The organism is Actibacterium atlanticum, from assembly GCF_000671395.1.
In the GTDB taxonomy this organism is placed as follows: domain Bacteria; phylum Pseudomonadota; class Alphaproteobacteria; order Rhodobacterales; family Rhodobacteraceae; genus Actibacterium_D; species Actibacterium_D atlanticum.
The window spans coordinates 199777-224463 of the sequence record NZ_AQQY01000005.1; the positions used below are offsets into that span (position 1 = coordinate 199777).

General features: G+C 58.5%; 27 protein-coding genes and 3 tRNA genes. 27 read left to right on the forward strand and 3 right to left on the reverse strand.

Going from position 1 to position 24687, the window contains the following annotated elements:
* Nucleotides 1-5: 5 nt before the first annotated feature.
* From ATO10_RS09590 to ATO10_RS09670, 18 genes are all read left to right on the forward strand, one after another.
* Nucleotides 6-662, forward strand: a complete 657-nt coding sequence (locus ATO10_RS09590; RefSeq protein WP_035250892.1) for a GntR family transcriptional regulator — start codon at nt 6-8, stop codon at nt 660-662.
* A 97-nt stretch (nt 663-759) separates the two neighbouring features.
* A tRNA-Gly gene (locus ATO10_RS09595) sits at nt 760-833 on the forward strand.
* Nucleotides 834-968: 135 nt separating this feature from the next.
* Nucleotides 969-2765 (forward strand): ABC transporter transmembrane domain-containing protein, encoded by a 1797-nt coding sequence (locus ATO10_RS09600; protein ID WP_035250893.1) that lies wholly within the window; start codon nt 969-971, stop codon nt 2763-2765.
* A 74-nt stretch (nt 2766-2839) separates the two neighbouring features.
* On the forward strand, nt 2840-3262 hold the full coding sequence (gene lysM, locus ATO10_RS09605; protein WP_035250895.1) for a peptidoglycan-binding protein LysM: 423 nt from the start codon (nt 2840-2842) through the stop codon (nt 3260-3262).
* Between the two features lie 155 nt (nt 3263-3417).
* The gene (locus ATO10_RS09610; protein ID WP_035250897.1) at nt 3418-5322 is read left to right on the forward strand and encodes an acyl-CoA synthetase; all 1905 of its coding nucleotides are present in this window, start codon (nt 3418-3420) and stop codon (nt 5320-5322) included.
* A gap of 393 nt (nt 5323-5715) precedes the next feature.
* Nucleotides 5716-5790, forward strand: a tRNA-Thr gene (locus tag ATO10_RS09620).
* 122 nt (nt 5791-5912) lie between these two features.
* Nucleotides 5913-6548, forward strand: a complete 636-nt coding sequence (locus tag ATO10_RS09625; protein WP_035250900.1) for a hypothetical protein — start codon at nt 5913-5915, stop codon at nt 6546-6548.
* A gap of 69 nt (nt 6549-6617) precedes the next feature.
* Nucleotides 6618-6770, forward strand: coding sequence for a hypothetical protein (locus tag ATO10_RS16520; RefSeq protein WP_202898653.1), 153 nt, complete (start codon nt 6618-6620; stop codon nt 6768-6770).
* Nucleotides 6771-8039, forward strand: a complete 1269-nt coding sequence (gene murA, locus ATO10_RS09630; RefSeq protein WP_035250902.1) for a UDP-N-acetylglucosamine 1-carboxyvinyltransferase — start codon at nt 6771-6773, stop codon at nt 8037-8039.
* The gene (locus tag ATO10_RS09635) at nt 8036-8512 is read left to right on the forward strand and encodes a DUF2948 family protein (protein ID WP_035250904.1); all 477 of its coding nucleotides are present in this window, start codon (nt 8036-8038) and stop codon (nt 8510-8512) included. The genes murA and ATO10_RS09635 overlap by 4 nt, the downstream gene beginning before the upstream one ends.
* 60 nt (nt 8513-8572) lie before the next feature.
* Nucleotides 8573-9883 carry a histidinol dehydrogenase gene (gene hisD / locus ATO10_RS09640; protein WP_035250906.1) on the forward strand — a complete coding sequence of 437 codons (1311 nt, stop codon included), beginning with the start codon at nt 8573-8575 and terminating at the stop codon, nt 9881-9883.
* Nucleotides 9880-10368 carry a UPF0262 family protein gene (locus ATO10_RS09645; RefSeq protein ID WP_035250907.1) on the forward strand — a complete coding sequence of 163 codons (489 nt, stop codon included), beginning with the start codon at nt 9880-9882 and terminating at the stop codon, nt 10366-10368. Before hisD ends, ATO10_RS09645 begins: the two co-directional genes overlap by 4 nt.
* A gap of 68 nt (nt 10369-10436) precedes the next feature.
* Complete coding sequence (locus tag ATO10_RS09650) at nt 10437-10841, forward strand: arsenate-mycothiol transferase ArsC (protein ID WP_051598074.1); 405 nt, start codon at nt 10437-10439, stop codon at nt 10839-10841.
* 140 nt (nt 10842-10981) lie between these two features.
* Nucleotides 10982-11200 carry a translation initiation factor IF-1 gene (gene infA / locus ATO10_RS09655; RefSeq protein ID WP_008186030.1) on the forward strand — a complete coding sequence of 73 codons (219 nt, stop codon included), beginning with the start codon at nt 10982-10984 and terminating at the stop codon, nt 11198-11200.
* A gap of 74 nt (nt 11201-11274) precedes the next feature.
* The gene (locus tag ATO10_RS09660) at nt 11275-11850 is read left to right on the forward strand and encodes a Maf family protein (RefSeq protein WP_035250911.1); all 576 of its coding nucleotides are present in this window, start codon (nt 11275-11277) and stop codon (nt 11848-11850) included.
* Nucleotides 11850-12875 carry a ribonuclease E/G gene (locus ATO10_RS09665; protein ID WP_035250912.1) on the forward strand — a complete coding sequence of 342 codons (1026 nt, stop codon included), beginning with the start codon at nt 11850-11852 and terminating at the stop codon, nt 12873-12875. Before ATO10_RS09660 ends, ATO10_RS09665 begins: the two co-directional genes overlap by 1 nt.
* Nucleotides 12872-13054 (forward strand): DNA gyrase inhibitor YacG, encoded by a 183-nt coding sequence (locus tag ATO10_RS16215; RefSeq protein ID WP_081806486.1) that lies wholly within the window; start codon nt 12872-12874, stop codon nt 13052-13054. The genes ATO10_RS09665 and ATO10_RS16215 overlap by 4 nt, the downstream gene beginning before the upstream one ends.
* A 113-nt stretch (nt 13055-13167) precedes the next feature.
* Nucleotides 13168-13242, forward strand: a tRNA-Phe gene (locus tag ATO10_RS09670).
* Nucleotides 13243-13792: 550 nt separating this feature from the next.
* Here the strand turns inward: ATO10_RS09670 and ATO10_RS09675 are convergent.
* Nucleotides 13793-14725: an IS5 family transposase gene (locus tag ATO10_RS09675; RefSeq protein ID WP_035250913.1), complete on the reverse strand. Its 933-nt coding sequence runs from the start codon at nt 14723-14725 to the stop codon at nt 13793-13795.
* A gap of 30 nt (nt 14726-14755) precedes the next feature.
* On the opposite strand from ATO10_RS09675, the gene ATO10_RS09680 reads away from it, so the two are divergent.
* Nucleotides 14756-14986, forward strand: a complete 231-nt coding sequence (locus ATO10_RS09680) for a GSU2403 family nucleotidyltransferase fold protein (RefSeq protein WP_035250915.1) — start codon at nt 14756-14758, stop codon at nt 14984-14986.
* A gap of 342 nt (nt 14987-15328) precedes the next feature.
* Here ATO10_RS09680 and ATO10_RS09685 read toward each other — a convergent pair whose 3' ends face one another.
* Entirely contained in the window at nt 15329-16093 is a 765-nt protein-coding gene (locus tag ATO10_RS09685; protein WP_337588304.1) for an IclR family transcriptional regulator, read from the reverse strand.
* A gap of 242 nt (nt 16094-16335) precedes the next feature.
* On the opposite strand from ATO10_RS09685, the gene ATO10_RS09690 reads away from it, so the two are divergent.
* The 8 genes from ATO10_RS09690 (at nt 16336) to ATO10_RS09725 (ending at nt 23624) form a co-directional block, all read left to right on the forward strand.
* Nucleotides 16336-17244, forward strand: a complete 909-nt coding sequence (locus ATO10_RS09690; RefSeq protein WP_035250916.1) for a cupin domain-containing protein — start codon at nt 16336-16338, stop codon at nt 17242-17244.
* 74 nt (nt 17245-17318) lie between these two features.
* Nucleotides 17319-18311, forward strand: a complete 993-nt coding sequence (locus ATO10_RS09695) for a TRAP transporter substrate-binding protein (RefSeq protein ID WP_035250917.1) — start codon at nt 17319-17321, stop codon at nt 18309-18311.
* A 60-nt stretch (nt 18312-18371) separates the two neighbouring features.
* A complete protein-coding gene (locus tag ATO10_RS09700; protein ID WP_035250919.1) occupies nt 18372-18941 on the forward strand; it encodes a TRAP transporter small permease in 570 nt (189 codons plus the stop codon).
* Complete coding sequence (locus tag ATO10_RS09705; protein ID WP_035250921.1) at nt 18941-20212, forward strand: TRAP transporter large permease; 1272 nt, start codon at nt 18941-18943, stop codon at nt 20210-20212. Before ATO10_RS09700 ends, ATO10_RS09705 begins: the two co-directional genes overlap by 1 nt.
* Nucleotides 20213-20220: 8 nt before the next feature.
* Nucleotides 20221-21150: a 3,5-dioxohexanoate:acetyl-CoA acetone transferase gene (kce, locus tag ATO10_RS09710; protein ID WP_035250923.1), complete on the forward strand. Its 930-nt coding sequence runs from the start codon at nt 20221-20223 to the stop codon at nt 21148-21150.
* Nucleotides 21151-21153: 3 nt separating this feature from the next.
* Nucleotides 21154-21882 (forward strand): NAD(P)H-dependent oxidoreductase, encoded by a 729-nt coding sequence (locus ATO10_RS09715; protein ID WP_051598061.1) that lies wholly within the window; start codon nt 21154-21156, stop codon nt 21880-21882.
* A 46-nt stretch (nt 21883-21928) separates the two neighbouring features.
* Nucleotides 21929-22864 carry a DUF6282 family protein gene (locus tag ATO10_RS09720; protein ID WP_051598062.1) on the forward strand — a complete coding sequence of 312 codons (936 nt, stop codon included), beginning with the start codon at nt 21929-21931 and terminating at the stop codon, nt 22862-22864.
* A gap of 10 nt (nt 22865-22874) precedes the next feature.
* Entirely contained in the window at nt 22875-23624 is a 750-nt protein-coding gene (locus ATO10_RS09725; protein ID WP_035250924.1) for an HpcH/HpaI aldolase family protein, read from the forward strand.
* Between the two features lie 95 nt (nt 23625-23719).
* Here the strand turns inward: ATO10_RS09725 and ATO10_RS09730 are convergent, their stop codons facing one another.
* Entirely contained in the window at nt 23720-24682 is a 963-nt protein-coding gene (locus tag ATO10_RS09730; protein ID WP_035250925.1) for a glutathione S-transferase family protein, read from the reverse strand.
* Nucleotides 24683-24687 lie beyond the last annotated feature (5 nt).

Sequence of the window (24687 nt, forward strand, 5' to 3'; positions counted from 1 at the left end):
AAAGAATGGAGCAACGTCGTGCTGATATCATCGCCGAAGCGCTGGAAGAGCGTATTTTTGATGGAACATTCTCGGATGGGGACCGTCTTGACGAAGTGCGCCTGTCCGAGCAATTCGGCGTGTCGCGCACCCCGCTGCGCGAGGCGCTGCAAAGGCTGGCCCGCTCAGGTCTGGTAGAGCTGATTCCGCGCCGGGGGGCGTTTGTGCGCCAGCCCGGACCGGTCGAATTGATGGAGATGTTCGAAGTCATGGCCGAGATCGAAGCCGTGTGCGGGCGCCTTGCCGCGCTGCGCATTTCGGATGCGGCTTTGCAAGAGCTTCATGACGCCAACGCCAAGTGTCAGGCGGCCATCGACGCGCTGGAACCTGACACCTACTACATTGAAAACGAGCGTTTCCACCACATCATCTATCAGCAATCGGGCAACAGTTTTCTGGCCTCTGAAGCCGGTGCATTGCACCGCCGCCTGAAACCGTTTCGCCGCCAACAGCTGCGGCTGCGCGGGCGTATGGATCAATCTATGGCAGAGCACCGGATCATCGTGGAAGCGCTTGAAAATGGACAACCCGAAGCCGCGGCCGATGCGCTGCGTGGCCATGTCGCGATTCAAGGCGAAAAGTTCCACAGCCTGATGGCTGCGCTTAAAAGTGCTGCTGAGTAAACCCAATGTTTCGTTAGGCAGTTGCGCCTGGAACGGGCAACAGTGCAAGTCCCTGTTGACCTCCCATAGAGGCTGAACTAGGAAGCTCTGGCTTCGAGCGGGTATGGTGAAATGGTATCATAAGAGCCTTCCAAGCTTAAGGTGCGGGTTCGATTCCCGCTACCCGCTCCAGCAATTTCCAAAGCACCATGTAAATTCCCCAAACCCTCCCAAAGGGCTGGTTTGATTGCGCAGGGAAACGCTTGCTTGTTGTCTGTCGCGCGTTGGCCTATTTGGAGGGAACGGGACACTAGGGGATATAGAGGCATGGCCAGAGGCGCGAATGTAAACGGCGAAGAGCGCGCAAAGTCGAAGCGCATTGGCGCGCTGCGTGGCCTGGCGCCTTTCATGGCCCCCTACAAGCTAATGATTGTGGCTGCCGGTCTGGCGCTGGTGTTGACGGCGGCTGTGTCGTTGATCCTGCCTTTGGCCGTGCGTCGGGTGGTCGACGGGTTTGAAACCGAAGCCGCGCATCTGCTGGACCAGTACTTCTTTGCCGCGTTGGCGATTGCCGGGCTTTTGGCGCTGGGCACCGGGTTGCGGTATTACATGGTGACCCGTCTTGGCGAACGTGTTGTGGCTGATATCCGCATGGCCGTGTTTAACCGCACTATCGGCATGTCACCCGCGTTTTTTGAGAACATCCGCACAGGAGAGGTCCTGTCGCGCATCACCACCGATACAACGCTGATCCTGTCGGTGATTGGCTCGTCAGTGTCGGTCGCGCTGCGAAATGTACTGATCTTTTTGGGTGGCTTGGTGCTGATGCTGCTGACCTCGGCCAAGCTGACCGGGATGGTGCTGCTGCTGGTGCCGTTGATCATTGTGCCGATTGTTGGGCTGGGGCGCCGTTTGCGCGGACTAAGCCGTGAAAATCAGGATCTGATCGCAGACAGCTCGGCCGTCGCCAGCGAGGCGCTGGGCGCGGTTCAGACCGTGCAGGCCTATACACATCTGGGCGAAAGCCGGGACGAGTTTGGCGATGTAACCGAACGAAGCTTTGTCTCGGCCAGAAAGCGCATCGGGACACGGGCCTTGATGACCGTGATCGTGATCTTTCTGGTCTTTGCCGGGGTGGTATCCGTGCTGTGGATTGGCGCCCGTGATGTGCGTGCCGGAGGCATGAGCGTAGGGGAGCTGGTTCAGTTCGTGATCTACTCGATCATGGTGGCAGGTTCAGTCGGTGCACTGTCTGAAATCTGGGGCGAGCTGCAACGCGCTGCCGGTGCGACCGAACGTCTGGTAGAGCTTCTGAGATCAGAAGACAGCGTCAAAGACCCCGCCGCCCCAAAGGCTCTGCCGGTACCGGCGCAGGGTCAGATCAGTTTCAAGGATGTGACCTTCCACTATCCCTCCCGCCCCGATCAATCGGCGCTAGAAGGGGTCAGCCTCGAGGTCAAGCCGGGCGAAACCGTTGCGCTGGTGGGGCCCTCGGGCGCCGGTAAATCCACCGTTATTCAAATGCTTTTGCGGTTCTATGATCCGCAGCAGGGGCAGGTGATGCTGGACGGTATCGACCTTGCTGACATGGCGCGCGACGACTTCCGCCGCGCCGTTGCATTGGTGCCGCAAGATCCAGTGATTTTTGCCGCCACCGCGCGTGAAAACATCCGTTTCGGCCGCCCCGATGCCACCGATGCCGAGGTGGAGGTTGCCGCGCGCGCCGCCGCTGCGCATGAATTCCTGGATAAGTTGCCGGATGGGTATGACAGCTATGTTGGCGAACGGGGCGTGATGCTGTCTGGTGGTCAGAAGCAGCGCCTTGCCATTGCCCGTGCCTTCCTGCGCGACGCGCCGGTTTTGTTGCTGGACGAGGCCACATCGGCGTTGGATGCTGAATCTGAACGCCTTGTGCAGGCCGCAGTCGAAGAGCTGTCACAAAACCGGACCACGCTGGTTGTGGCGCACCGGTTGGCGACCGTCAAAAAGGCAGATCGGATCGTGGTGTTCGACGAAGGCCAGATCGTGGCAGTAGGCACCCATGACGAACTTGTAGCGCAGGGCGGCTTGTATGCACGCTTGGCGCGGCTCCAATTTACGCATGGGGCGGAAGACGCGGCGTGAATTCCCCTTAAACCTGTTACAGCCTGCCGCTAAGTTTGCAGCAGACCAACAACCAATAACAGAGAGGGTACATCATGGGTCTGTGGAGCTTTGTAAAAGATTCCGGCAAGAAACTGTTCGGCGCGGCGGAAGCATCGGAAATGCCGCAAGAGGATGTTCTGCTAAAAGAAGTGGCTGATCTGGGGCTGGACGCCGAAGGGCTGGACATCACCATCGAAGGCGACACCGTGAAAGTGTCGGGCGATGCGGTCAGCGCTGAAATGAAAGAAAAGGTCATTCTGGCCGTGGGCAACGTCGATGGCGTGGCCGCGGTTGAGGCCGAGGCCACCGAGGCCGTTTTCCACACCGTCGAAAAGGGCGATAACCTGTGGAAAATCGCCGAGAAGACAATGGGCAACGGTGCCAAGTACACCGAGATTTTCGAGGCAAACAAGCCGATGCTCAAAGATCCCGATCTGATCTATCCGGGCCAAGTCTTGCGCATTCCGCAAGCCTAATCCCTGATATAGTGACGTAACGAACAGGGGCGCCTGTCGCCCCTGTTTGCTGTTTTACGCTGCGTATTGACCTGTGCCGGGGCTTGCTTCGTGTCTCGTTTCTTTTCATCCTGAGCACAATGAAAGCCCGCCAGAGGCTTACGGGAGGAGACCACATGGCCAAACAATTTTGTTCAATGGCCGATCGCGATGCGATCGAAGCTGAAAGCAGCTGGGAGGAGCGCGATCTTCCGTCCAGCGTCTTTGGGATGCTGACGCGTACGGCGCAAAAACACGGGTCCCGCAACGCGGTATCCTATCAGATGTTTTCGGGCCCCAAGGACAAGGCTGAAACCCTGACCTGGTCGCAATTGCATGGCAAGGTCACGCAGGCGGCGAACATGTTCCGCCGTCTGGGCATCGGCGAAAATGATGTAGTCGCCTATATCCTGCCCAACTGTAATGAAACGGTCTATACGCTGCTGGGTGGCATGACGGCCGGGATCGTCTGCCCCATCAATCCGCTATTGGAGGCAGAACAGATCGCCGCCATCCTACGCGAGGTGAACGCCAAGGTCGTTGTGACCCTGCGTGCTTTCCCGAAAACCGATGTGGCGCAAAAGGTCGCCGAGTCCGTCAAACACGCACCCAATGTCGATACCGTGCTCGAGATCGACCTGCTGCGTTATCTGACCCCACCCAAAAGCTGGATCGTGCCCCTGATCCGGCCCAAGAACCCCGGCGGTCACCACGCAGATGTTCTGGATTTCGTCGCCGAGATGTCGGGTGAAAGCGCTGACGCCTTGTCATTTCAGGAACCGGATGCCGATCGCATCGGCGCCTATTTCCATACCGGTGGCACGACAGGCATGCCCAAAGTGGCACAGCACAAGCATTCAGGCATGCTGTACAATGGCTGGATCGGGAAAACACTGCTGTTTGAGCCAGATCACAACATTATCTGCCCTCTGCCGCTGTTCCATGTCTTCGCATGCCATGTGATCTTGATGTCGATGATTGCCTCTGGTGCGCATGTGGTCTTCCCCACCCCGCAGGGCTATCGCGGTGACGGCGTGTTCGACAATTTCTGGAAACTGGTTGAACGCTGGAAGATCACGTTTGTAATCACCGTTCCCACCGCGATCGCGGCGCTGATGCAGCGACCGGTGGATGCCGATGTGTCCTCGTTGGAAGTGGCGTTCTCGGGGTCGGCCCCGTTGCCGATAGAGCTCTACAACCGGTTTGAAAAAGCCACAGGTGTGACCATTGTCGAAGGCTATGGTCTGACCGAGGCCACCTGTCTTGTGTCGTGCAACCCACCACAAGGGGACAAGAAGATTGGCTCGGTTGGCGTACCCTTTCCCCATACGCACGTTCGGATTCTGCATTGCGATGAAATGGGCAACGTCGGCAAGGAATGCGACGTAGACGAGGTAGGAGAGATCTGCATCGCCAGCCCCGGTGTCTTTGAAGGCTCGACCTACACCGAAGACGCCAAGAACACCGGATTGTTTGCCGAGGATCGTTATCTTCGCACGGGTGATCTGGGCCGCATTGATGCGGATGGGTATCTGTATATCACCGGGCGCGCCAAGGATCTGATCATCCGCGGTGGCCACAACATCGACCCCGCCGAAATCGAAGAGGCCCTTGCAGGTCATCCAGCCGTCGCTTTCGTCGGGGCAATCGGTCAGCCGGATGCCTTTGCTGGTGAACTGCCCTGCGCCTATGTCGAACTTGTCGATGGTGCGCAGGCCAGCGCCGAAGAGCTGAAAGACTATGCCAAAGTGCATATCCACGAGCGCGCGGCCTTTCCCAAATACGTTGAAATCCTTGACGAACTGCCCAAAACCGCCGTGGGCAAGGTATTTAAGCCTGATCTGCGTAAACGTGCGATCAGCCGGATTTACGATAAGGCCTTGTCTGACGCCGGACACAACGTGCATGTCGCCGCCGTGATCGAGGATAAGAAGCGCGGACTTGTGGCGCAGCTGGTCGCCGAGGGCGAGGTCGACCGCGATGCAATTACCCACCTGCTGGGCGAATTCACCCGGCCTTGGGAATGGGCGGAGGCCAGCTAGACCGAATTTAGCGTTTCGGTTCATCTTTTCTCCACCCTTGGTGCGCAGGGTTCGAACAACGGTTCAAACATGCGGAAAGGGTAGGAAATGGGTGTTTTGGTGATCGGTTTCGCCATGGGGTTGCTGGCAGCAGTGTTGGTGGCCCTGGCCGGAGGGGCGATTTGGGTCGCGGTTCTGGCATATGTTTTTGTTGGCGTGATAGCGGCGCCGTTGGTGGGTTTTTTCGCGCTATTGGCCATGCTCGGGCAACGCCATCCCGCCCCGCCCGCCAAACCGCTTCATCCGTGTGCAAGCAACCTGTAGCGGTTTCCCAATCGCGGTTCGGAAAAATCCAGCATGACGATAAAAAGGGGCTTGCAGGCGCCAAACGGGGAAGTTAAACGCTCCCCCACTGCTGCTGTAGCTCAGAGGTAGAGCACTCCCTTGGTAAGGGAGAGGTCGAGAGTTCAATTCTCTCCAGCAGCACCATTTCCTAACCCAGACTGTGATGAACGCTTGACGCGCTGTGCGTCCTGTCGTGTTCTGAAGCTATATTGTTTCACAGGTTGGCTGCAGATGCTTTGTTTTTTCCATGATCCGAAGGCGCAAATGTGAGCGCTGCAAAACCCACCGTTTGGGTCAGCCGCATCATGATGGATTCGACGTTGATCAAGGCCTTCACCTCAGATGCGATTGAGCGCGACAAAGACGCGACGTTGCAACGGATGGAAATGCATCAAGAAGGCCTGAACATCGCTGCTGAAGCATTTCCCCAAGAGTTCTATTCCGACAGTCGCCACAAGAAGATCAAAAAACAGCCTGACATCTTTTTGTGTGGTGGATTTTGGTGTGTTTCCTCTGCGGTGGCAGAGGTTTTACAGCGTTTTGATTTGGGCGAAGGCTGTGTTTATCCAACAAAGTTGTTTCAATTCGATCGTGAAACCCCTGTGGAGGGCGAATATTTCTGCCTTAACCTTGGTGCGCGGCAGCAATTCTTAGTCTCGGAGCAGTCTCCTGGAGCCAAGATACCACGGTTTGCCAAGCCAAATTCCTGGATCCTGCGTCCAGACCCGCAGGATGGAGATCTGGCCGTTCGAGCCGCGGCCCTGAAGGGCGCGGATTTGTGGACCGATCCCTACATCCGGCGCGTGGTGTTCCTGAGCGATCCACTGGTCCAGGCCTTGAAAGCAGCAAAGTTGAGCCGCAGGTTTGGATTGCAAAAATGCGCTGTTTTGTCTGATCACTAAATGGCACGGCGGCGGTTGGGTGTTTCAGCCAGTCTGGACGGGTTTTGACCCATGCGTTAGAGATGCGCCATGAGTGACACACCCGGCAAAGCCAAACCCGGCCAAACGGCCCAGACCCGCGAAGATCGTCTGAAACAGGCGCTCAAGGCCAATCTGGCGCGGCGCAAGGCACAGACGCGGGCACGCAAGGCGGCATCCGAGCAGGACAAAGAGGCAGATTAAATGGATTCGATTGTTATCAAAGGCGGTGGTCCGCTGAATGGCGAGATTCCAATCGCCGGGGCCAAGAACGCCTGTCTGGCGCTGATGCCGGCGACGCTTTTGTCCGAAGAGCCTTTGACGCTGACCAACGCGCCGCGCCTGTCGGATATCCGCACGATGATCGAGCTGCTGGGGTCGCTGGGGGCCGAAGCTAGCGTCTTGCAGGACGGGCAAGTGATAGCGCTGTCCAGCCACAACATCGACAACCACGTGGCCGACTATGACATCGTGCGCAAGATGCGGGCTTCGAACCTTGTGCTGGGGCCGATGCTGGCACGTCTGGGCCATGCTGTTGTGTCGCTGCCCGGTGGTTGCGCCATTGGCGCGCGCCCGATGGATTTGCACATTCACGGGCTAGAGGCGCTGGGCGCCGAGATTGAACTGAAAGATGGCTATTTGCACGCTAAAGCCCCCGGCGGCTTGAAGGGGGCATTGGTCGAGCTGAGCTTCGCTTCGGTCGGGGCGACCGAGAACATCCTGATGGCCGCCACCTTGGCCAAGGGCACGACAGTTATCAAAAACGCCGCGCGCGAGCCTGAAATCGTTGATCTGGCCGACTGCCTGCGCAAAATGGGCGCGCAGATCGACGGCGACGGCACCTCGGAAATCACCATTCAAGGCGTCGACAAGCTGCATGGCGCGACCCACCCCGTGGTTGCTGACCGTATCGAACTGGGCACCTATATGTTGGCCCCCGCGATCACCGGCGGCACGGTGGAATGCATCGGCGGCCGACTGAATCTGGTGCAAAGCTTTGTTGAAAAGCTGGATCTCGCGGGGATCAATGTCGAAGAAACCGCGCGCGGCCTGAAAGTCAGCCGCCGCAATGGGCGGGTGAATGCGGTGGATGTGGTAACTGAACCCTTCCCCGGCTTTCCAACTGACCTACAGGCGCAGATGATGGCGCTCTTGTGCACGGCCGAGGGCGCTAGCGTGCTGGAAGAAAAGATATTTGAAAACCGGTTCATGCATGCGCCCGAACTGACACGTATGGGGGCGGTGATCGACGTGCACGGCGGCACAGCCACCGTGACCGGAGTCGAGCGCCTGAAAGGTGCGCCGGTGATGGCGACTGATTTGCGGGCCTCGGTCTCTCTGATCCTTGCGGCTTTGGCCGCCGAGGGGGAAACTGTTGTCAGCCGGGTCTACCATCTGGATCGCGGGTATGAGCGTCTGGAACAGAAACTCAGCGCCTGTGGTGCTCATATTGAACGGGTGCAGTTGGGATGAGTGTTGATGCAACTTTTGAAGACGGGGCAGAGCGCCCCCTGAACCTGACTGCCGCCGATGCCGAGGATTTGCAGGTAATTTCTACGCTGGCTCAGGACGCGATCCTGCCGGTGACCGAGATGAAATACCAATCCGCCGCGCGCCGGTTTGCGCTGTTGATCAACCGGTTTCGCTGGGAAGATAAAACCGCTGCGGAACGTCTTGGCCGTGCCTATGAGCGGGTGCAGGCAGTGCTGGCAATTGATGATGTTCAAGCGGTGCGCACCCAAGGTTTTGACCGCAGCGATTCAGATTTGGTTTTGTCGGTGCTTTCTATTGCGTTTGAACCGGGCGACGACGGGGAGGGGCAGGTGGTTCTGACCCTTGCTGGTGATGGCGCGATTGCATTGGATGTAGAGTGCCTGAATATCACCCTGCGCGATGTGACTCGGCCCTATATCGCGCCGTCGCGCAAGGCACCTGAACACGACTGACCCGCCCAGCCCTTGAGGCTTGCGTCGCCCACAGGTATCTGTGGCCGCAAGGAGAATTCAATGCCCCAGTTTCTTGACAGTTCAGACAGCGACTTTGAGGCGAAATTCGCCGCACTTTTGGGTGCGAAACGCGAAGACAGCCCCGATGTCGATGATGTTGTTGCTGGAATTATTGCCGATGTGCGTGCCCGCGGGGATGACGCGGTTATTGAACTGACCACCAAGTTCGACAAGCTGGAACTGACCCCACAGACTCTGGCGTTCAGTGCCGAACAGATCGAGGCTGAATGCGCCAAAGTGCCCGCTGACGAACGCGCTGCGTTGGAACTGGCGGCTGATCGCATCCGCGCATATCACGAACGTCAATTGCCAAAGGACGAACGCTGGGTCGATGTCAGCGGTGCCGAGCTGGGCTGGCGCTGGACCCCGGTGTCGGCGGCAGGGCTGTATGTGCCCGGCGGTCTGGCCTCTTATCCGTCGTCGGTTCTTATGAACGCGATCCCGGCGCAAGTGGCCGGGGTAGAGCGGTTGATCATCTGTGCGCCGACACCGGGCGGGGTGGTGAACCCGTTGGTGCTGTTGGCGGCAAAACTGTCGGGCGTGGATACGGTCTATCGCATCGGTGGCGCACAGGCCATCGCGGCGATGGCCTATGGCACTGACACCATTGCGCCCGTCGACAAGATTACCGGCCCCGGCAACGCCTTTGTGGCAGCCGCAAAACGGCGTGTGTTCGGGAAAGTTGGCATCGACATGATCGCCGGGCCTTCTGAGATTTTGGTGATTGCCGACAAGCGCAACGACCCTGATTGGATCGCCGTTGATCTGCTCAGCCAGGCTGAACATGATGAAAGCGCCCAGTCGATCCTGATCACGGATGATGCCAGCTTTGGCCGCGCGGTGGCGCAGGCGGTTGAGACGCGTCTGGAAACGCTGGAGCGTCGCGCCATCGCAGGCCCCAGCTGGCGTGATTTTGGCGCGGTGATCACTGTGCGCGATCTGGCAGAAGCCGCTGAATTGTCGAACCGTGTCGCACCGGAACACCTTGAGCTATGTGTCGAGGACCCTGAAGGGCTGAGTCAGCAGATCACCCATGCCGGAGCGATCTTTCTGGGCCAATGGACACCCGAAGCCATTGGGGATTACATCGGTGGTCCCAACCACGTCTTGCCTACGGCGCGCTCTGCCCGCTTTAGTTCGGGCCTGTCGGTAATGGATTTCGTCAAACGCACAACCTTGGCGCGGATGACTCCGCAATCGCTCAAGGCGATTGGCCCCGCCGCAGAATGCCTTGCCATATCTGAAAGTCTTGAGGCCCATGGTCTGTCTGTGCGCGCGCGCCTGGACCGCCTCAATGAAGGTGCATCATGACCAACTCCAATCGTCTTACAAAAGTCGAGATCGATGATACCGGCCTTGCCGCCCCAACGCCTGAGATCGAACAGGAACGCAAGGTCGCGATATTCGACCTGCTGGAAGAAAACAGCTTTGCCCTGCCGGGGCGGGAAGGGCAGACGGTGCCTGAGGGGCCATACCATCTGAACCTTGCAATCCGCGAAAAGAAGCTGGTGTTCGATGTCACAACCGAAAAAAGCGACCCCGTCGCGCAGTTCCTTTTGTCGTTGGGACCGTTTCGCCAGGTTGTCAAAGACTACTACCAGATTTGCGAAAGCTACTACGACGCGGTTAAAACCCTGCCCCCCGCCAAGATCGAGGCCATCGACATGGCCCGGCGCGGTATTCACAATGAAGGCGCGCGGGTTCTGGACGAACGACTGGAGGGCAAGGCCGAGATCGACCACGATACAGCGCGGCGCCTTTTCACCCTAATCTGTGTTCTGCACTTCGGAGGGTGAACGTGACAGAGGGAGGAGCACCACAGTCTGTCTTGTTTTGCTGCGATCACAACGCGGTGCGCTCTCCGATGGCTGAAGGTCTGGCGCGGCGCTTTTATGGGTCAGAGATTTTCGTGCAGTCCGCAGGGGTGCACAACGACCTTGAAATCGACGGGTTTGCCATTGCTGTTTGCAAAGAAGCCAACGTATCGCTGGACCGTCACCGAAGCCGTTCCTTTGAGGAAATGAAAGAATGGGGGGATGATCTGTCCAGCTATGATCTGATCATTGCCCTGTCCCCGGCAAGTCAGCGACTTGCGTTGGAACTGACGCGCTATGCCCATATCGATGTTGAATACTGGCCCATTCTTGATCCGACAGGCATGGGTGAAAGCCGCGCGGCAAAACTTGACGCCTATCGGCAGACCCGGGACCAGATCGTGGAACGACTGGTTCAGCGTTTTGGTAAACCGCGAACCAAGAACCAAAAGTGATCCCCGCGGAAGGGATGCAATTTCCGGTGAAAACGCGGTTTTTACATCGGCTTTAGGGATTTAGACCTTGAAAATCGCCCCTTGCGGGCGCATTTAAGGCCACGCCCGCACTTTGGCGGGTAACCAATGATGGAGTAAACATGGCCAAGGAAGAACTGCTCGAATTCCCCGGTGTCGTGAAGGAACTCCTGCCGAATGCGACATTCCTGGTCGAGCTGGAAAACGGCCATACCATTATCGCACATACGGCAGGCAAGATGCGCAAGAACCGCATCCGTGTTCTGGCTGGCGACAAAGTTCAGGTGGAAATGACACCGTATGATCTGACCAAGGGTCGGATCAACTATCGCTTCAAGTAAGCACTGATGGGCTGCGCGCTTAAAGACCCTTTGGGGTATTGGCCCGCGGCCTTTTCCAACCAAATGGATGGCCGATGAAACTTGTTCTCGGCTCTGCCAGCCCGCGACGCCGCGATTTGCTGGCACAAATCGGTGTAGTGCCGGATGATGTCCGGCCTGCCGACATTGACGAAACCCCCACTAAGTCGGAACTGCCGCGCCCCTATTGCACGCGCATGGCCGTGGAAAAGGCCCGCGCGGTGCAGTCCGCAAACGATGAACTGGTTCTGACGGCGGATACCACCGTTGCACTGGGCCGTCGCATTTTGGGCAAGCCGCACGACATGGCGCAGGCTGCCGAATACCTAGTCGCACTTGGCGGGCGCCGTCATCAGGTGATTACCGCCGTGGCGCTGCGTTTGGGGGACCAGATTTGGGAGCGCGACGTGGTAACGGCGGTCAAGTTTAAGCGCCTCTCTGACGATGAGCTGAACTGGTATCTGCAGTCTGGAGAGTGGGAAGGCAAAGCCGGCGCCTATGGCATTCAGGGCGCGGCGGGGGCATTCGTGCCTTGGATCAGCGGCTCGTTCTCGGCCGTCGTGGGCCTGCCCCTAGCTGAAACCGCAAATCTGTTACGCGCGGCGGGCTATCCGCTGGGCAAGGAGGCCTGATGAAAGGCACACTGGTAGCACTGGATGAACTCAAAGGCCGTCGCGTTGCTGCGCTGATGGTCGATGGCCGTTTGGAAGACCTGCTAGCCGACCCTTCTGATGACCGCCCCGCCCCCGGCGCGATCTACCGCGGGTCTGTTGATCGGCAGATGAAAGGGCAGGGGGGCGTATTTTTGAACCTGCCCGAGGGCCAAAAAGCATTCTTGCGGCAAAGTAAGGGCCTTGCACCGGGGCAGGTTTTGCTGGTGCAGGTTACCGGCTGGGCGGAACCTGGCAAGGCGGTGCCGGTCACAACCAAAGTGCTGTTCAAAAGCCGCTACGCCATTGTCACGCCCGATGCACCGGGACTGAATATTTCACGCTCGATCCGGGACGATGACGAGCGCGAACGCCTGCTAGAGATCGCTCATGAGGAAATGGACGGCAGCGAGTTTGGGCTGATCCTGCGTTCAGTCTGTCTGGGCGCCGACAGCGATGAAATCGGCGAAGACATCGCCAGCATGCGGGCCATGGCTGAACAGGTGCTGGCCGACGCGCAGGGCGCTCCTGAACTGCTGATAGATGCACCTGATGCACATCTCAGCGCATGGCGCGACTGGCCGCAGCCCGATCAGCTGGACGATGCTCCAGGCAGTTTCGAGCGCACGGGTGTGTTGGACGCACTGGATCGGCTGGCCTCGGGCCGGATATCCGGTGGTTCAATGTCAGTCGAACCCACACGCGCCCTTGTCGCCGTAGACGTGAACACCGGTGGCGATACCTCTCCCGCCGCCGGACTGAAGGCCAACATGGCTGCCGCCCGCGACCTGCCGCGCCAGCTACGCTTGCTGGGGTTGGGCGGTCAGGTGGTGGTTGATTTTGCCCCCATGCCCAAGAAAGACCGCCGCCAGCTGGAACAAACCCTGCGTGCGGCGTTCAAATCCGATCCGGTGGACACCTCGCTTGCCGGTTGGACACCGCTGGGTAACTATGAGCTTCAACGCAAGCGCGAACGCGCGCCCACCGACACAGGCCTGTTTGAATGAGCTGCCCAATCTGCCAAAAAGATCCGGTCGCCAAATACCGCCCGTTTTGCTCCAGCCGCTGCGCCGATCTGGACCTGGCCAAGTGGCTGAATGGCAGTTACAGCACCCCTGCAGACGATTCTCAATCCCTCGAAGAAGCCATCCAAGCCCTAGAGCATGAGAGCCGAAAACCGCATTGATTGACGCTGTAGGCGGATAGGCGGAAAAACCTGATTATTTCCTGAAAACCCTCTGGACACCAAGCCGCCCCACGTCTAGAACACCGCGACCCGAACGTAAGACGTTCACCCATGCCCGGGTAGCTCAGGGGTAGAGCAGTGGATTGAAAATCCTCGTGTCGGTGGTTCGATTCCGCCCCCGGGCACCACTTAAATCACGCAAGTTGTTGATTTTATTGTATTTACAGAGACTGAATCTGGTGCTGTCCCCCGAAATACCCACCTATTAATCTATAGTCATCTGACGCGCGCGCTCGGGTTCTCAGTCTGCCCAGTCATCCGCGGGCAAGACCTGCCAATTGTAGCTGGCTTTTTGCAAAGGGATCCCTGATCCGATCCGCTCAGCCGAGATCGTAGAAGACAGGCGCGGTTAGCGACAGCACGTCCCATAATGTGCTCTTGCGAAAATCTGCCGGACAAACGCATTGACTTGAGCTATTCATGTCTAAAGATGAAACTTTTCAGAAGAAACGGACTCGACCTGCTAGCCCGGAAGGGCACACCTAGACGCTCCGGATGATGACACGTTGTTACAATGGGGCGTCTCGCTGTACACAGTTGAATCCGCGAGGCAAATTGGAAAAGGCATGACCGGCGCAATCGAATTCGCGGAACTACAAGAGATACAACTTGATCCTCTAAATCGGCTCTGTTGCACAAATCGTTTGAAGTGCGAGCGTCCCCTTTCCCCGGACGGATTTATCCTACGGGCTCTGTGACGGGTATGCCAAGGGCTGTGTAGCAGTTGAGCACCGCTATCCTGATCTGGAGTTCCGCGACCTGTCGGTCGAAGTCCCTCGCCATGAGGCCTTGGCCAAGTAATTTGACGCAGTGCATTTTCGTCTCTGCGCGGCTGCGGCGGTGGTAGCGGGTCAACTTTCGCCAAAGCGCGCGGCCCAGATATTTGCAGGCCCTTACGGCTTCGTTTCTCGCCACAGCCCCTGCAGTGGTTGGTTTCCAAAGTTGGGCGTTTTTACGCGGTGGAATGATGGCGGTGGCCCCTCGAGCAGCGATTACGTTGTGGCATCTGCGCGTATCATAGGCTCCATCGGCGGTGACGGTGGCGATCTCTTGATCTGGGGAGATTTGCTCCAGCAAGTCAGGCAACGTCGGGGCGTCGCCGACATTGCTGCTCGTGATCTCGACCGCACGTATCTCCAGTGTTTCTTCGTCCATGCCGAGATGGAGCTTGCGCCAAAGGCGCTTCTTTGGCCCGCCATGCTTGCGGGCGTTCCACTCGCCTTCACCCTCGGCCTTGATCCCGGTCGCATCAATCAACAGATGCAGTGGCCCAGATCCGCCACGATAAGGGATGGCGACGTTGAGTGTCTTTTGACGGCGGCATAGGGTGCTGAAGTCTGGCACTTTCCAGTCGAGCCCAGCCAGCAACAATAAGCTTTCGACGAACCCGGTGGTCTGCCGAAGGGGCATACCGAATAGCACCTTCATCGTGAGACAGATTTGGATGGCTGCGTCGCTGAACTCAGGTTGCCGCCCGCGCCTGCCAGTCGGGGCCGCATGCCACGGCATCTCGGGATCAAACCAGATCGAAAGAGAACCGCGCTGCTTCAGTGCTGAATTATACGACCGCCAGTTCTTCGTCTTGTACTTCGTGGGGTACCAACTGCTCATGGCTGCCAGCTACCACCATGGATTCAAACAGTGAATCCCTCATCCGATTTGTGCAACAAAGCCGCAGGCAGCCTTAAATCCGCTAAGGACCGGGAGCAGGCCGCTTTCCTGATCGAGGCGATGGCCGAGGACCGGCCCGATGATCTGTCGCTGGCCTATCATACTGCCATGGAGGTCGGACCGCGCTGGCGGGAGCATATCGGCAACTCATTGAAACGGTTGCCTGAGACGCAGACGATTCTCGAGCGCCTCGACGCGTGATGGTTTCGAAGATTTGATGGAACCCGCGATGAACCTTCAGCTAACACTGCGACTTGGTCCTGAGCCAGTGCTCATGGCTTCCCACTGCCCACCCACCTCAGGAGTGGCCCAGGATTGAATCTACGGACGAGGATGGGTCGCCATTTTGGCGGCTCCTGCCATGTTCTGGAGTCGGGGCCATTCGCGGCGAGATTTGAGGGAGGAAACTCCAAAACAGTCGATAGTCTCGAGGCCGAGGAACTGATCGCCCGCTGCCGAATTTGGGGGCGGCGGTCTACGCAATCAACATCTCCGCTATCGGATCGGGAGGTTTTTCTGCGTTGGTCGTCAGGACTCAGGCCGTCAAATTTCCCAAATATATTTGGGGCAGCCGAGTTGGGTTGATATGCGCCCGGCAGCCTCGGAAACGGCCCGTACTTGCATTGGATCAGGCGGGGTTTCGATATACTGCGTCAGACTGACGATTGCGATCGTAGCGACTGTGTTCCCGTCTGCATCGAAAATCGGGCAAGACAACGCGTTGAGGCCTCGCATTGCTTCGCTGGGTGCAGTCGCCCAACGCTGATCGCGAACCGCGCTTATATGCGCCCCAAACTCATCTTGGTCTGTGATGGTGAACTCTGTGGAAGCGGGCAACTCTGAGGGGATCAGGGCGGCACGGTCTTGGTCAGACATTGACGCCAGCGCAACTTTGCCTTGTGCTGAATTGGTGAATCCGAGCAACGAACCGGGGCGAACGCCCACTTCGATCTGCATGTTGCCGGCCAACGTATTGAGGATACGGATGCCGTCTTGTTCGACTTGTCCAAGGCTGACCGCATGTCCCGTTATGTCGCGAAGGACGCGCATGTGCGGCAGGGCCACAGATGACAGGTCAGCCGATCCAGATGCCGCCTTGCCCAAAGCGATCAATCGGGCACCGATTCGATAGCGTTCAGTTTCTTCGGATTGGGAGATATAGCCGAGCTTCACCAGCGTACGCAGATGCCGATAGATGCGGCTTTTGGTTGTTCCAAGGGCGTTCGCCAGGGCAGTAACGCCAATCTCGGTGTCGGTTTCTGCCAAAGTTTCAAGCAGCTGCAAGGCAAGAGCCACGCTTTGTATCACATCTGATTTGTCGTCAATTTCCGAACTCAATTGTCGTTCTCCTCATAAAACCGCCTGTGACAGAGGGGGCGAATTGCCTGTCGGTTACCACGCTTGACAGCAATCCCGATTAGATCATATGTTTCGCATCTAGATACAGTGTATCGTCTAGCGAAACACTTTCAAGGGGGGAACGGCAAATGTTCGACATAAACCAATGCAACCGCTCTCCTCTCTTCGACATCTCACGAGAGGAATGAGCGATGTATGACAAGTCTGACCCGCGCTCCTCTTTGGCGCCCAAATCATCGACAAATGCGATGGCGCAAACCGGGCTGATCGCCGAGCAGCAAGAGGGGTACTTCTATGCCTCTGATCCGCAAGTCCTGACCGACGCCGGCAAAAGCTGGCTGCACCGCGGTCATAACTTTTTGGTCGCCTATTCCGAGGCAGCACGGGGCGCTACATTCGAACGCAAAGCGCAGATCGATGAATATGCCGTTATCCTGCCGAAGGTCGGCGCGGTGATCGAATGGAATGGAACGCGTCTGGATGTTCCGGGCAACAGTCTTGTTTTTGTGCCACCCGGTGACAGCACGGTAACACTGCCCGAGGGCGGGGTTCTGGTGCGGCTCTTCTCGACCCAAAACACCGATCTGGCTGAGGCCTGCGGCAACGCGCGGGCCTATGACACGCCCCGAACCCATATCCCACCTTTTCAACCGTGGCCGGAACCCAAGGGCGGTTGGAAAATCCACGCCTACAGTCTGGATGTGCCGTCCGAAGAGGGCCGCTTCGGCCGCATTTTTCGATGCACCACGCTGATGATCAATGTGCTCGAGCCCTTTGAGGGGCCCCGCGACCCGTCAAAGATGTCACCGCATCACCACGACGATTTCGAACAGGGGTCATTGGCGTTGCAGGGTGGTTTTACCCACTATCTGCGATGGGCTTGGACCAGCGATATGGCAGATTGGCGCGAGGACAAGGCCGTCGAAATGACGTCGCCTTCGATGTTGGTGATTCCCCCTCCAGTCATCCACACCACTCGCGCAACAGGGGCAGGCTGCAATGAGCTTATCGACATTTTCAGTCCGCCCCGCATGGATTTCTCAATGAAGCCGGGCTGGGTCTTGAACGCCGACGATTACCCCATGCCAGGGGACACATAACCAGACCAAACCGACATCGCCGGATAAATCCGGCGAGTAATCAGATATACTCGATCACTTGGGAGGAGAAACCGATGATCACCAGAAGAGCCATTTTACAGACTGGCGCAGCCGCTTTTTCCGCAACACTTGCCGCCCCCCATGTGGCGCGGGCTGCGGGCAAGTCCATGAAGATCGCTCACGCTGCCAACGAAGTGCATCCGGGGCACAAGCTCGCCACGAGCTTTGCCGAAACGCTGGAAGAGCTGATGCCCGGCGCGTTTAATGTCACCATTTTCCCTAACCGTCAGTTGGGCGGGGACAAACAGCTTCTGGAAGGGACCGTGGCGGGTACGATGGATGTTACCGCCGTGTCCGGAGTTTTGATCCCGTTGGTGACAGGCCGTCAGGGCATGAACGCCTGGCAATTGCCTTTCCTTGTCCGGGACTACGACCATTTCGGCGAACTGGCTCTGGGAGAAGTCGGCCAGAAAATTCAGGACGATCTGCGCGAAGCCGGTCTGGTCAGCCTGGCCACCGCCGACACCGGCCAGCGCCATTTCCTGTCTGTGAAAGACCCGGTGGCGTCGTTGGATGATCTGAGCGGTATGAAAACCCGTATTGTGCCTGTGCCATTGCATAAGCAGATCTGGGAAACGCTTGGCACCTCCCCTGTCGGTCTGCCTTATGGTGAAATCTACGGCGCGCTGGAAACCGGTGTTCTGGATGCGGTGGAGATCAACGTCTCTTCGATGCTGGGCGAAAACCTGTGGGAGGTCGGCAAACACTTTACCCTGACCGGCCACTATCCCTGGCATATGACGACCATCATGTCGGACCGGTATTGGAACACGCTGAACGACGAAGAAAAGGCTGCCGTGACCGAAGCCGGTCGCCGGTCCGTCACCGCCACGCTGACCTATGCCAAGACCCAGGATGCCGAAGGACGCGAGACGCTCAAATCCAAAGGGGTCGAAGTGCTGGCGCTGACGGATCAGGATGCGATGCGCGCCAAGGTGTCGGGCATGACCGCAGAGTGGGCGGCCAAGGATCCGCTGATTGCTGAACTGGTCGCCGCCGCTGGTTAATCGCCGCAGCCCACGCCTCTCGCGGCCTGAAATCGCGGGGGCACAACCAGAAAGGCAGTCATGACATCTGTGTCCCACCCCCCGTGGATCATCCGCGCCTATGTCCGCACCGTGCGCGTATTGGCGGGCCTGTGCATGGCACTGATCGTGGGTATCATGATCGCACAGGTCTTTGCCCGTTATGTGATCGGTGACTCGCTGATCTGGGCCGAAGAACTGTGCCGCTATCTGTTGATCTGGCAAACCTTTCTGGTTCTGGGACTGGCCTATTCCCGCGGTGAATTTGTGTCGCTGGATTTCCTTCCCGCGCAACTGCCCCCGCGCGGGAAGTGGTTGCTCAGTGCCGTGATGGCGGTGCCGATCCTGTTCTTTCAGGGGCTGATGGCGTGGCACGGCTACGACTTTGCCTCACGCTTTGATCGCCAGACCATTCCGGCGTTGGATTTCATCTGGGAGTCCCTTACGGGCGCACCCTTGGGGCTGTCGATCCGCTGGGTCTATGTTTCGGTCACCGTTGGCCTGTCGCTGATGGCCCTGCATGTCGTTGCGGATTTGGTCGCGCGGTTTCGACCCGAATTCCTGAACAACACATTACGTGACGGCCCTGCCCCGTCTGAAGGGACGTCTTGATGAGCAGTTTCTTTCTGGTTTTCGCGGGTCTGTTGGCCAGTGGCATCCCCATCGCGCTGGCGCTGGGGATTGGCGGCACAGCCTATCTCTATCTGTCGGGCAACGGCATGATGGCCTTGATGTTGCCGCAGCGGATGATCGCGGGCATTGATCAGTTTGTCCTGCTGACCATTCCGCTGTTCCTGTTGGCCGGGTCGCTGATGAACGTAGGCGGTGTCACCGACCGGATCGTCAATTTTGCCCGCGCCATGGTGGGGCATCGGCGCGGCGGAATGTCCTCTGTATCGATCCTGTCGTCGGGCTTCTTTGCAGGCATATCCGGCAGCGCCACGGCCGAGGCCTCGGCGCTTGGCACCATCCTGATCCCCACCATGTCGAAACAAGGTATGCCTTCGGCCTACGCCGCCGCGCTGATCGCTGTCAGCTCGGTCATGGGGCCGATCATTCCGCCTTCGATTACCATGATCATCTATGGCGTTCTCTCCGGGGCGTCGATTGGCCAGCTCTTTCTGGCCGGTGTAGTGCCCGGCATCGCAATTGCCACGGGCCTGCTGATCTATGCAAGCTGGCGTGCGCGGCGCGACGGCTTTCCAGTGACCGAAAAAATGGGTCTGGCCGAAAGGCTGGCCGCCACCCGGCGCACGCTGCCTGCCCTGATCCTGCCCCTGATCATTCTGGTCGGGATCAAGGCTGGCATCTTTACCCCAACCGAGGCCGCCGCCGTCGCCGTCGCATATGCGCTGGTCATCGGGTTTATCTACAGAGATCTGACCATCGAACGCGTCTGGAACGCGCTGATTGCCACGGCGCTGGTCTCTGCTTCGATCCTGTTCATCACTTCCATGGCCAGCATCGTGTCTTTCGTCTTCACGCTCGAACAGGTCCCGACCCTGATTGCCAACGCCATGCTGCAGATCACCGAGAACCCGTGGATGATCCTGCTGCTGCTCAACATTTTTCTTCTGGTCCTGGGCATGTTCCTCGAACCGATCTCGATCCTGATCCTGACCATGCCGATCCTGCTGAAAATGCAGGCCCTGATCGGCATGGACCCGGTGCAGTTCGGCACGGTCGTGGTGCTCAATGTGGTGATCGGTATGGCCACCCCCCCGGTGGGAATATTACTTTTCATCGCCTCGGCCATTTCCGGCGAACCCGTCACGCGTGTCATCCGTGAGGCGCTCCCGCTTGTGGGTATCTGTCTCGGTGTTCTGGCATTGATCGCGCTGGTGCCGCAACTCACGCTGTTCATTCCCCGCGCGCTGTTCTGAGAGCCGATATGACCAAACCCAAAATCATCATAACCTGCGCCGTCACCGGCGGTATTCACACACCGTCCATGTCGCCCCATTTGCCGATCACGGCAGAAGAGATCGCCACTGCCGCGCTGGAAGCGCGCGAGGCCGGGGCAGCGATTGTCCACCTGCATGCGCGTGACCCGGAAACCGGGCGCCCGGACCAATCGCCTGATCGGTTCGAACCCTTTTTGAAGGTGATCAAGCAACGCTCAGACGTGGTGATCAACATCACCACCGGTGGCTCGCCTCAGATGAGCGTGGAAGAGCGCCTGCGGCCCGCTGCAACCTTCCAGCCCGAGATCGCGTCGCTGAACATGGGCACGATGAACTTTGGCTTCTACCCCATTCTCGACAAGATTGAGGACTTCAAGTTCGATTGGGAAGAAGACTTTATCGAAGGCTCACGGTCACGAATTTTCCACAACAGCTTTGCCGAAATCGAACATGTGCTCAGGACCTGTTCGGCCAGCGGCACACGGTTCGAGGTGGAATGCTATGATATCGGCCATCTCTATACGCTGCATCACTTTGTCGGGCGGGGCCTGATCGAACCGCCGTTCTTTGTGCAAAGCGTCTTTGGCATTCTGGGCGGCATTGGCGCGCATCCCGAGGATGTCGCCCATATGCGCCGCACGGCGGATCGGCTGTTTGGCGATGACTATCACTGGTCGGTTCTCGGTGCCGGGCGGCACCAGATGCCAGTCGCGCTGCAATCGCTGTTGCTGGGCGGCAATATGCGGGTCGGACTTGAGGATTCGCTTTTTGCCAATCGCGGAGAACTGGCCACAAGCAACGCCCAACAGGTGCGCATCGCCCGCGAGCTGGCCGAAAGTCTGGGCTTTGAGATCGCAACGCCGGACGAGGCGCGCGCCATGCTCAACCTCAAGGGTGCTGATCGGGTGGAGTTCTAGACCATGTGCGACAATCGCAACATTCTGATTGTCGTGGCCCATCCCGCGCCGGGTTCATTCAATCACGCGCTGGTTGGCGCCATGGCCGATGGGCTGCGAGGGGCTGGGCATCGGGTGACGGTGTCCGACCTGGCCGCCGAGGGATTCCGCGCCGATATTGGCCGTCACGACATGCGGGACATGGCCGACCAGGACCAGTTTCATATTCAGGCCGCACAGGCCCATGCGGCGCGCCATGACGGCTTTGCCGCCGATATCGCGCGGGAACAGGCGCGCGTGGCCGAAGCCGACAATCTGATCCTGCAATTTCCGCTGTGGTGGGGCGGTCCGCCCGCACTGATGAAAGGCTGGATTGACCGGGTGCTGAGCTATGGTTTTGCCTATGTCGACGGGCGGCGCTTTGACACCGGCCTGTTCCGCGGGCGGCGCGCCATGATCAGTGTCACCACAGGCGGCACGCCCGAGAGGTTTTCCGAGGGCGGGGCCTATGGGCCGATTGGCCCGCTTTTGATGCCAATCCGCAAACTGGCGCTGGAATATATGGGCTTTGACGTGGCCGAGCCGGTTGTCAGCTATGGCGTGCCGCGCACCGATGACACCGCACGCCAGGCCTATTTGTCTGCCGCAACCCAGGCCGCGCTGACCCAGGCCGAACAGCCCTGCGAGCGCAGCGATGCATGGCGCACCGCCCTTGACAGTGTCCCTGAAGAAGCCTGGTCACGCAAAGGATGAGACCAGCCCAAAGCATATCGAACCCCACGGAAAAGGAGGCCCTGACATGAGCGAGCCAGATAAGAGCGAAGTCGAACAGATCGAAATCAACGAAGCCGCGCGCATTGCCGAGCTCCTCAAGGGCACGGTTGATCCACATGTGCATTCCGGCCCCTCTATCGCGCCACGCGCGGTCGACCATCTGGAACTGGCGCGCATCTATTCAGAGAACGGCTTTGCCGCCATGGTTACCAAGGATCACGACTATTCCGGCGTGATCTGTGCGCGGATGATTGCGGATCATTTTCCTGACCTCAAAACCAAGGTGTTTTCGGGAATCGTGCTGAATAACGTGGTAGGTGGCATCAACCCCCATGCGGTTGAACATACTGGCGCGATGGGCGGGCGGATCGTCTGGCTTCCGACACTGGCCGCCGAAAACCACCTGGAATGGGAAAAATCCTCGGGCTGGGCGCATCCGGCCTCGACACTGAAAATCCGCCAGGCTTCACCGGTGCCTCTCTTTGAAAACGGCAAGCTGCGGCCCGAAGTTCTTGACCTTCTGGATGTGATGGCCGCCACCGGCATGGCGCTTGCCAGCGGCCATATCCATGTCTCGGAAACCAAGGCCGTCTTTGCCGAAGCGCGCAATCGCGGGGTTGAGCGGCTGATCTTTACCCATCCCGAGGACATCGTTGGCGCCTCAATGGAGGACACCAAGGAAATCGCCGATATGGGCGCTTATGTTGAACACTCGCTTGCATTCTTTCTCGAAGGGTCCAAGTTCAGGACCCGCACCAATGACGAGCTGCGTGCCTTTATCGATCTGGTCGGGGCGGAACGGACAATTCTGTGCTCGGATCTGGGACAGGTCGGGACGCTTGCGCCGTTCCAAGGGTTCCAGCGCGGGGTTGCGACCTGCCTTGCGCTCGGCTGTTCGGATGATGAAATCCGTCAGATGATGGCCAGCAACGCCGCCGATGTCATCGGCTTGAACAACTGAGGAGGCAAAGATGCAAGACCTCAGGTCCCGGATCAAAGCCAAAGAGCTTTTGATCGGCACATTCATCAAGACACCGGCCCCGCATATTGTGGAGATCCTGGGAGAGGCAGGGCTCGATTTCGCCGTTGTTGATCAGGAACATGCTCCGATTGGCATTGCCCAGATGGATATGATGGCACTGGCGTCGCGCGCGGTAGGGATGCCGATATTGTCCCGCCGCTGGGGCGCATCCCGCGATTGGATCGCGCCACTTCTGGATTTGGGAATGGCCGGGGTCATGGTGCCCCATGTGATGGACGGCCCTGATGCGGAGGCGGTCTGCAATGCGGTTCGGTTTTCGCGCGGAAAACGCGGGCTTTCTCCATCCCCCCGCGCCGGAAACTACGGCGGCATGAGCATCCCGGACTATCGGAGCAACTGCGATGCCTCCAGCGTGGTGATGGTCCAGATCGAGGACGCCAGCGCGTTGGATCATCTGGACGAAATTGCAGCCATCGAAGATGTTGACATGCTTTTCATCGGCCCTGCCGATCTGGCGCAGTCGATGCAGGCTAGCTACCCATCGGACGAACTGGACGAGGCGATACTTCGCGTCGTCGCAGCTGGCCTGAAACATGACAAAGCGATTGGTCTGTTTGTTGGAAATGCCGCGCACATCCCTGATTGGCATGACAAGGGGATAACATTGTTCGTAAGCGGATCTGATCAATCCATGCTCAAAGGCGCCGCGACCGGTCTTGCAGCGGCCAAGCGCAGTTGAAACGCCCTCGCATGCAGATGATGCAAGCGCGTTCCTGACTTAGCGGCGGCCTTTGGCCTACACGGACAACGATCAATGGCTCTGTGCACACGCGATTAGTTTTCCGAGATCAGCGCTGTGATGTGAGCGGGGCCAACGGGACGGATGCCCGTTGGGTTAAGCGCTTTGATCGAGTAGTAGCCGCGCGTGATGTGATCCATGTTCACCGTTTCAGAGATGCCCGGCAGGCGATAGATACGATCCATCAGCGCCGATAGCCGCGGGTAACTTGCGATCTGACGGCGGTTCGTTTTGAACAGGCCGTGATAGGCGGCGTCAAATCGGATCAGCGTGACGAACAGGCGAATGTCGGTCTCGCTCAGGTCGTCGCCGAACAGGTAATCCGCGTCCAGACCGGCCTCCAACATGTCGAGCGTTGAAAACACGCCTTCCACAGCTTCGTCATAAGCCTCCTGCGTGCCGGCAAAACCGCATTTATAAACGCCATTGTTGAGTTTCTCGTAGACCACAGCGTTCAACACGTCGATCTCGGCGGCCTTTGCCCCCGGGTACAGCCGGTAGGTGGACGGCACGATATGCTCGAAAGCCGTATCGAACATGCGCAGGATGTCGGCGCTTTCATTGTTCACGATCACGCGAAGCTTTTCGTCCCACAGCACCGGTACTGTAGCACGCCCGGTAAAATGCGGGTCGGCCCGTGTGTAGATTTCATGCATATACTGCGCACCGAACAAGGGGTCCTCATCGCTGCCGGGATAACCGCCGAAGGCCCAGCCCTGATCGCTGAGCGTCGGGTTGACCGCCGTGACCGGGATCATGTCTTCCAGACCTTTGAGTTTGCGAGCGATCAGTGTCCGTGACGCCCATGGGCAGATCAGCGCAACATAGAGCCGATACCGCCCAGGCTCAGCCCTAAAGCCTGCATCGCCGGTCGGACCGGCGCTGCCATCGGGCGTGATCCAGTTGCGAAAGCTGGACACCTGCCGCATAAAGCGTCCCTTTTCATCGGCTTTCTGCACCGGCTGCCAGTTTTCCATCCATTTGCCATCGACGAGCATCGTTT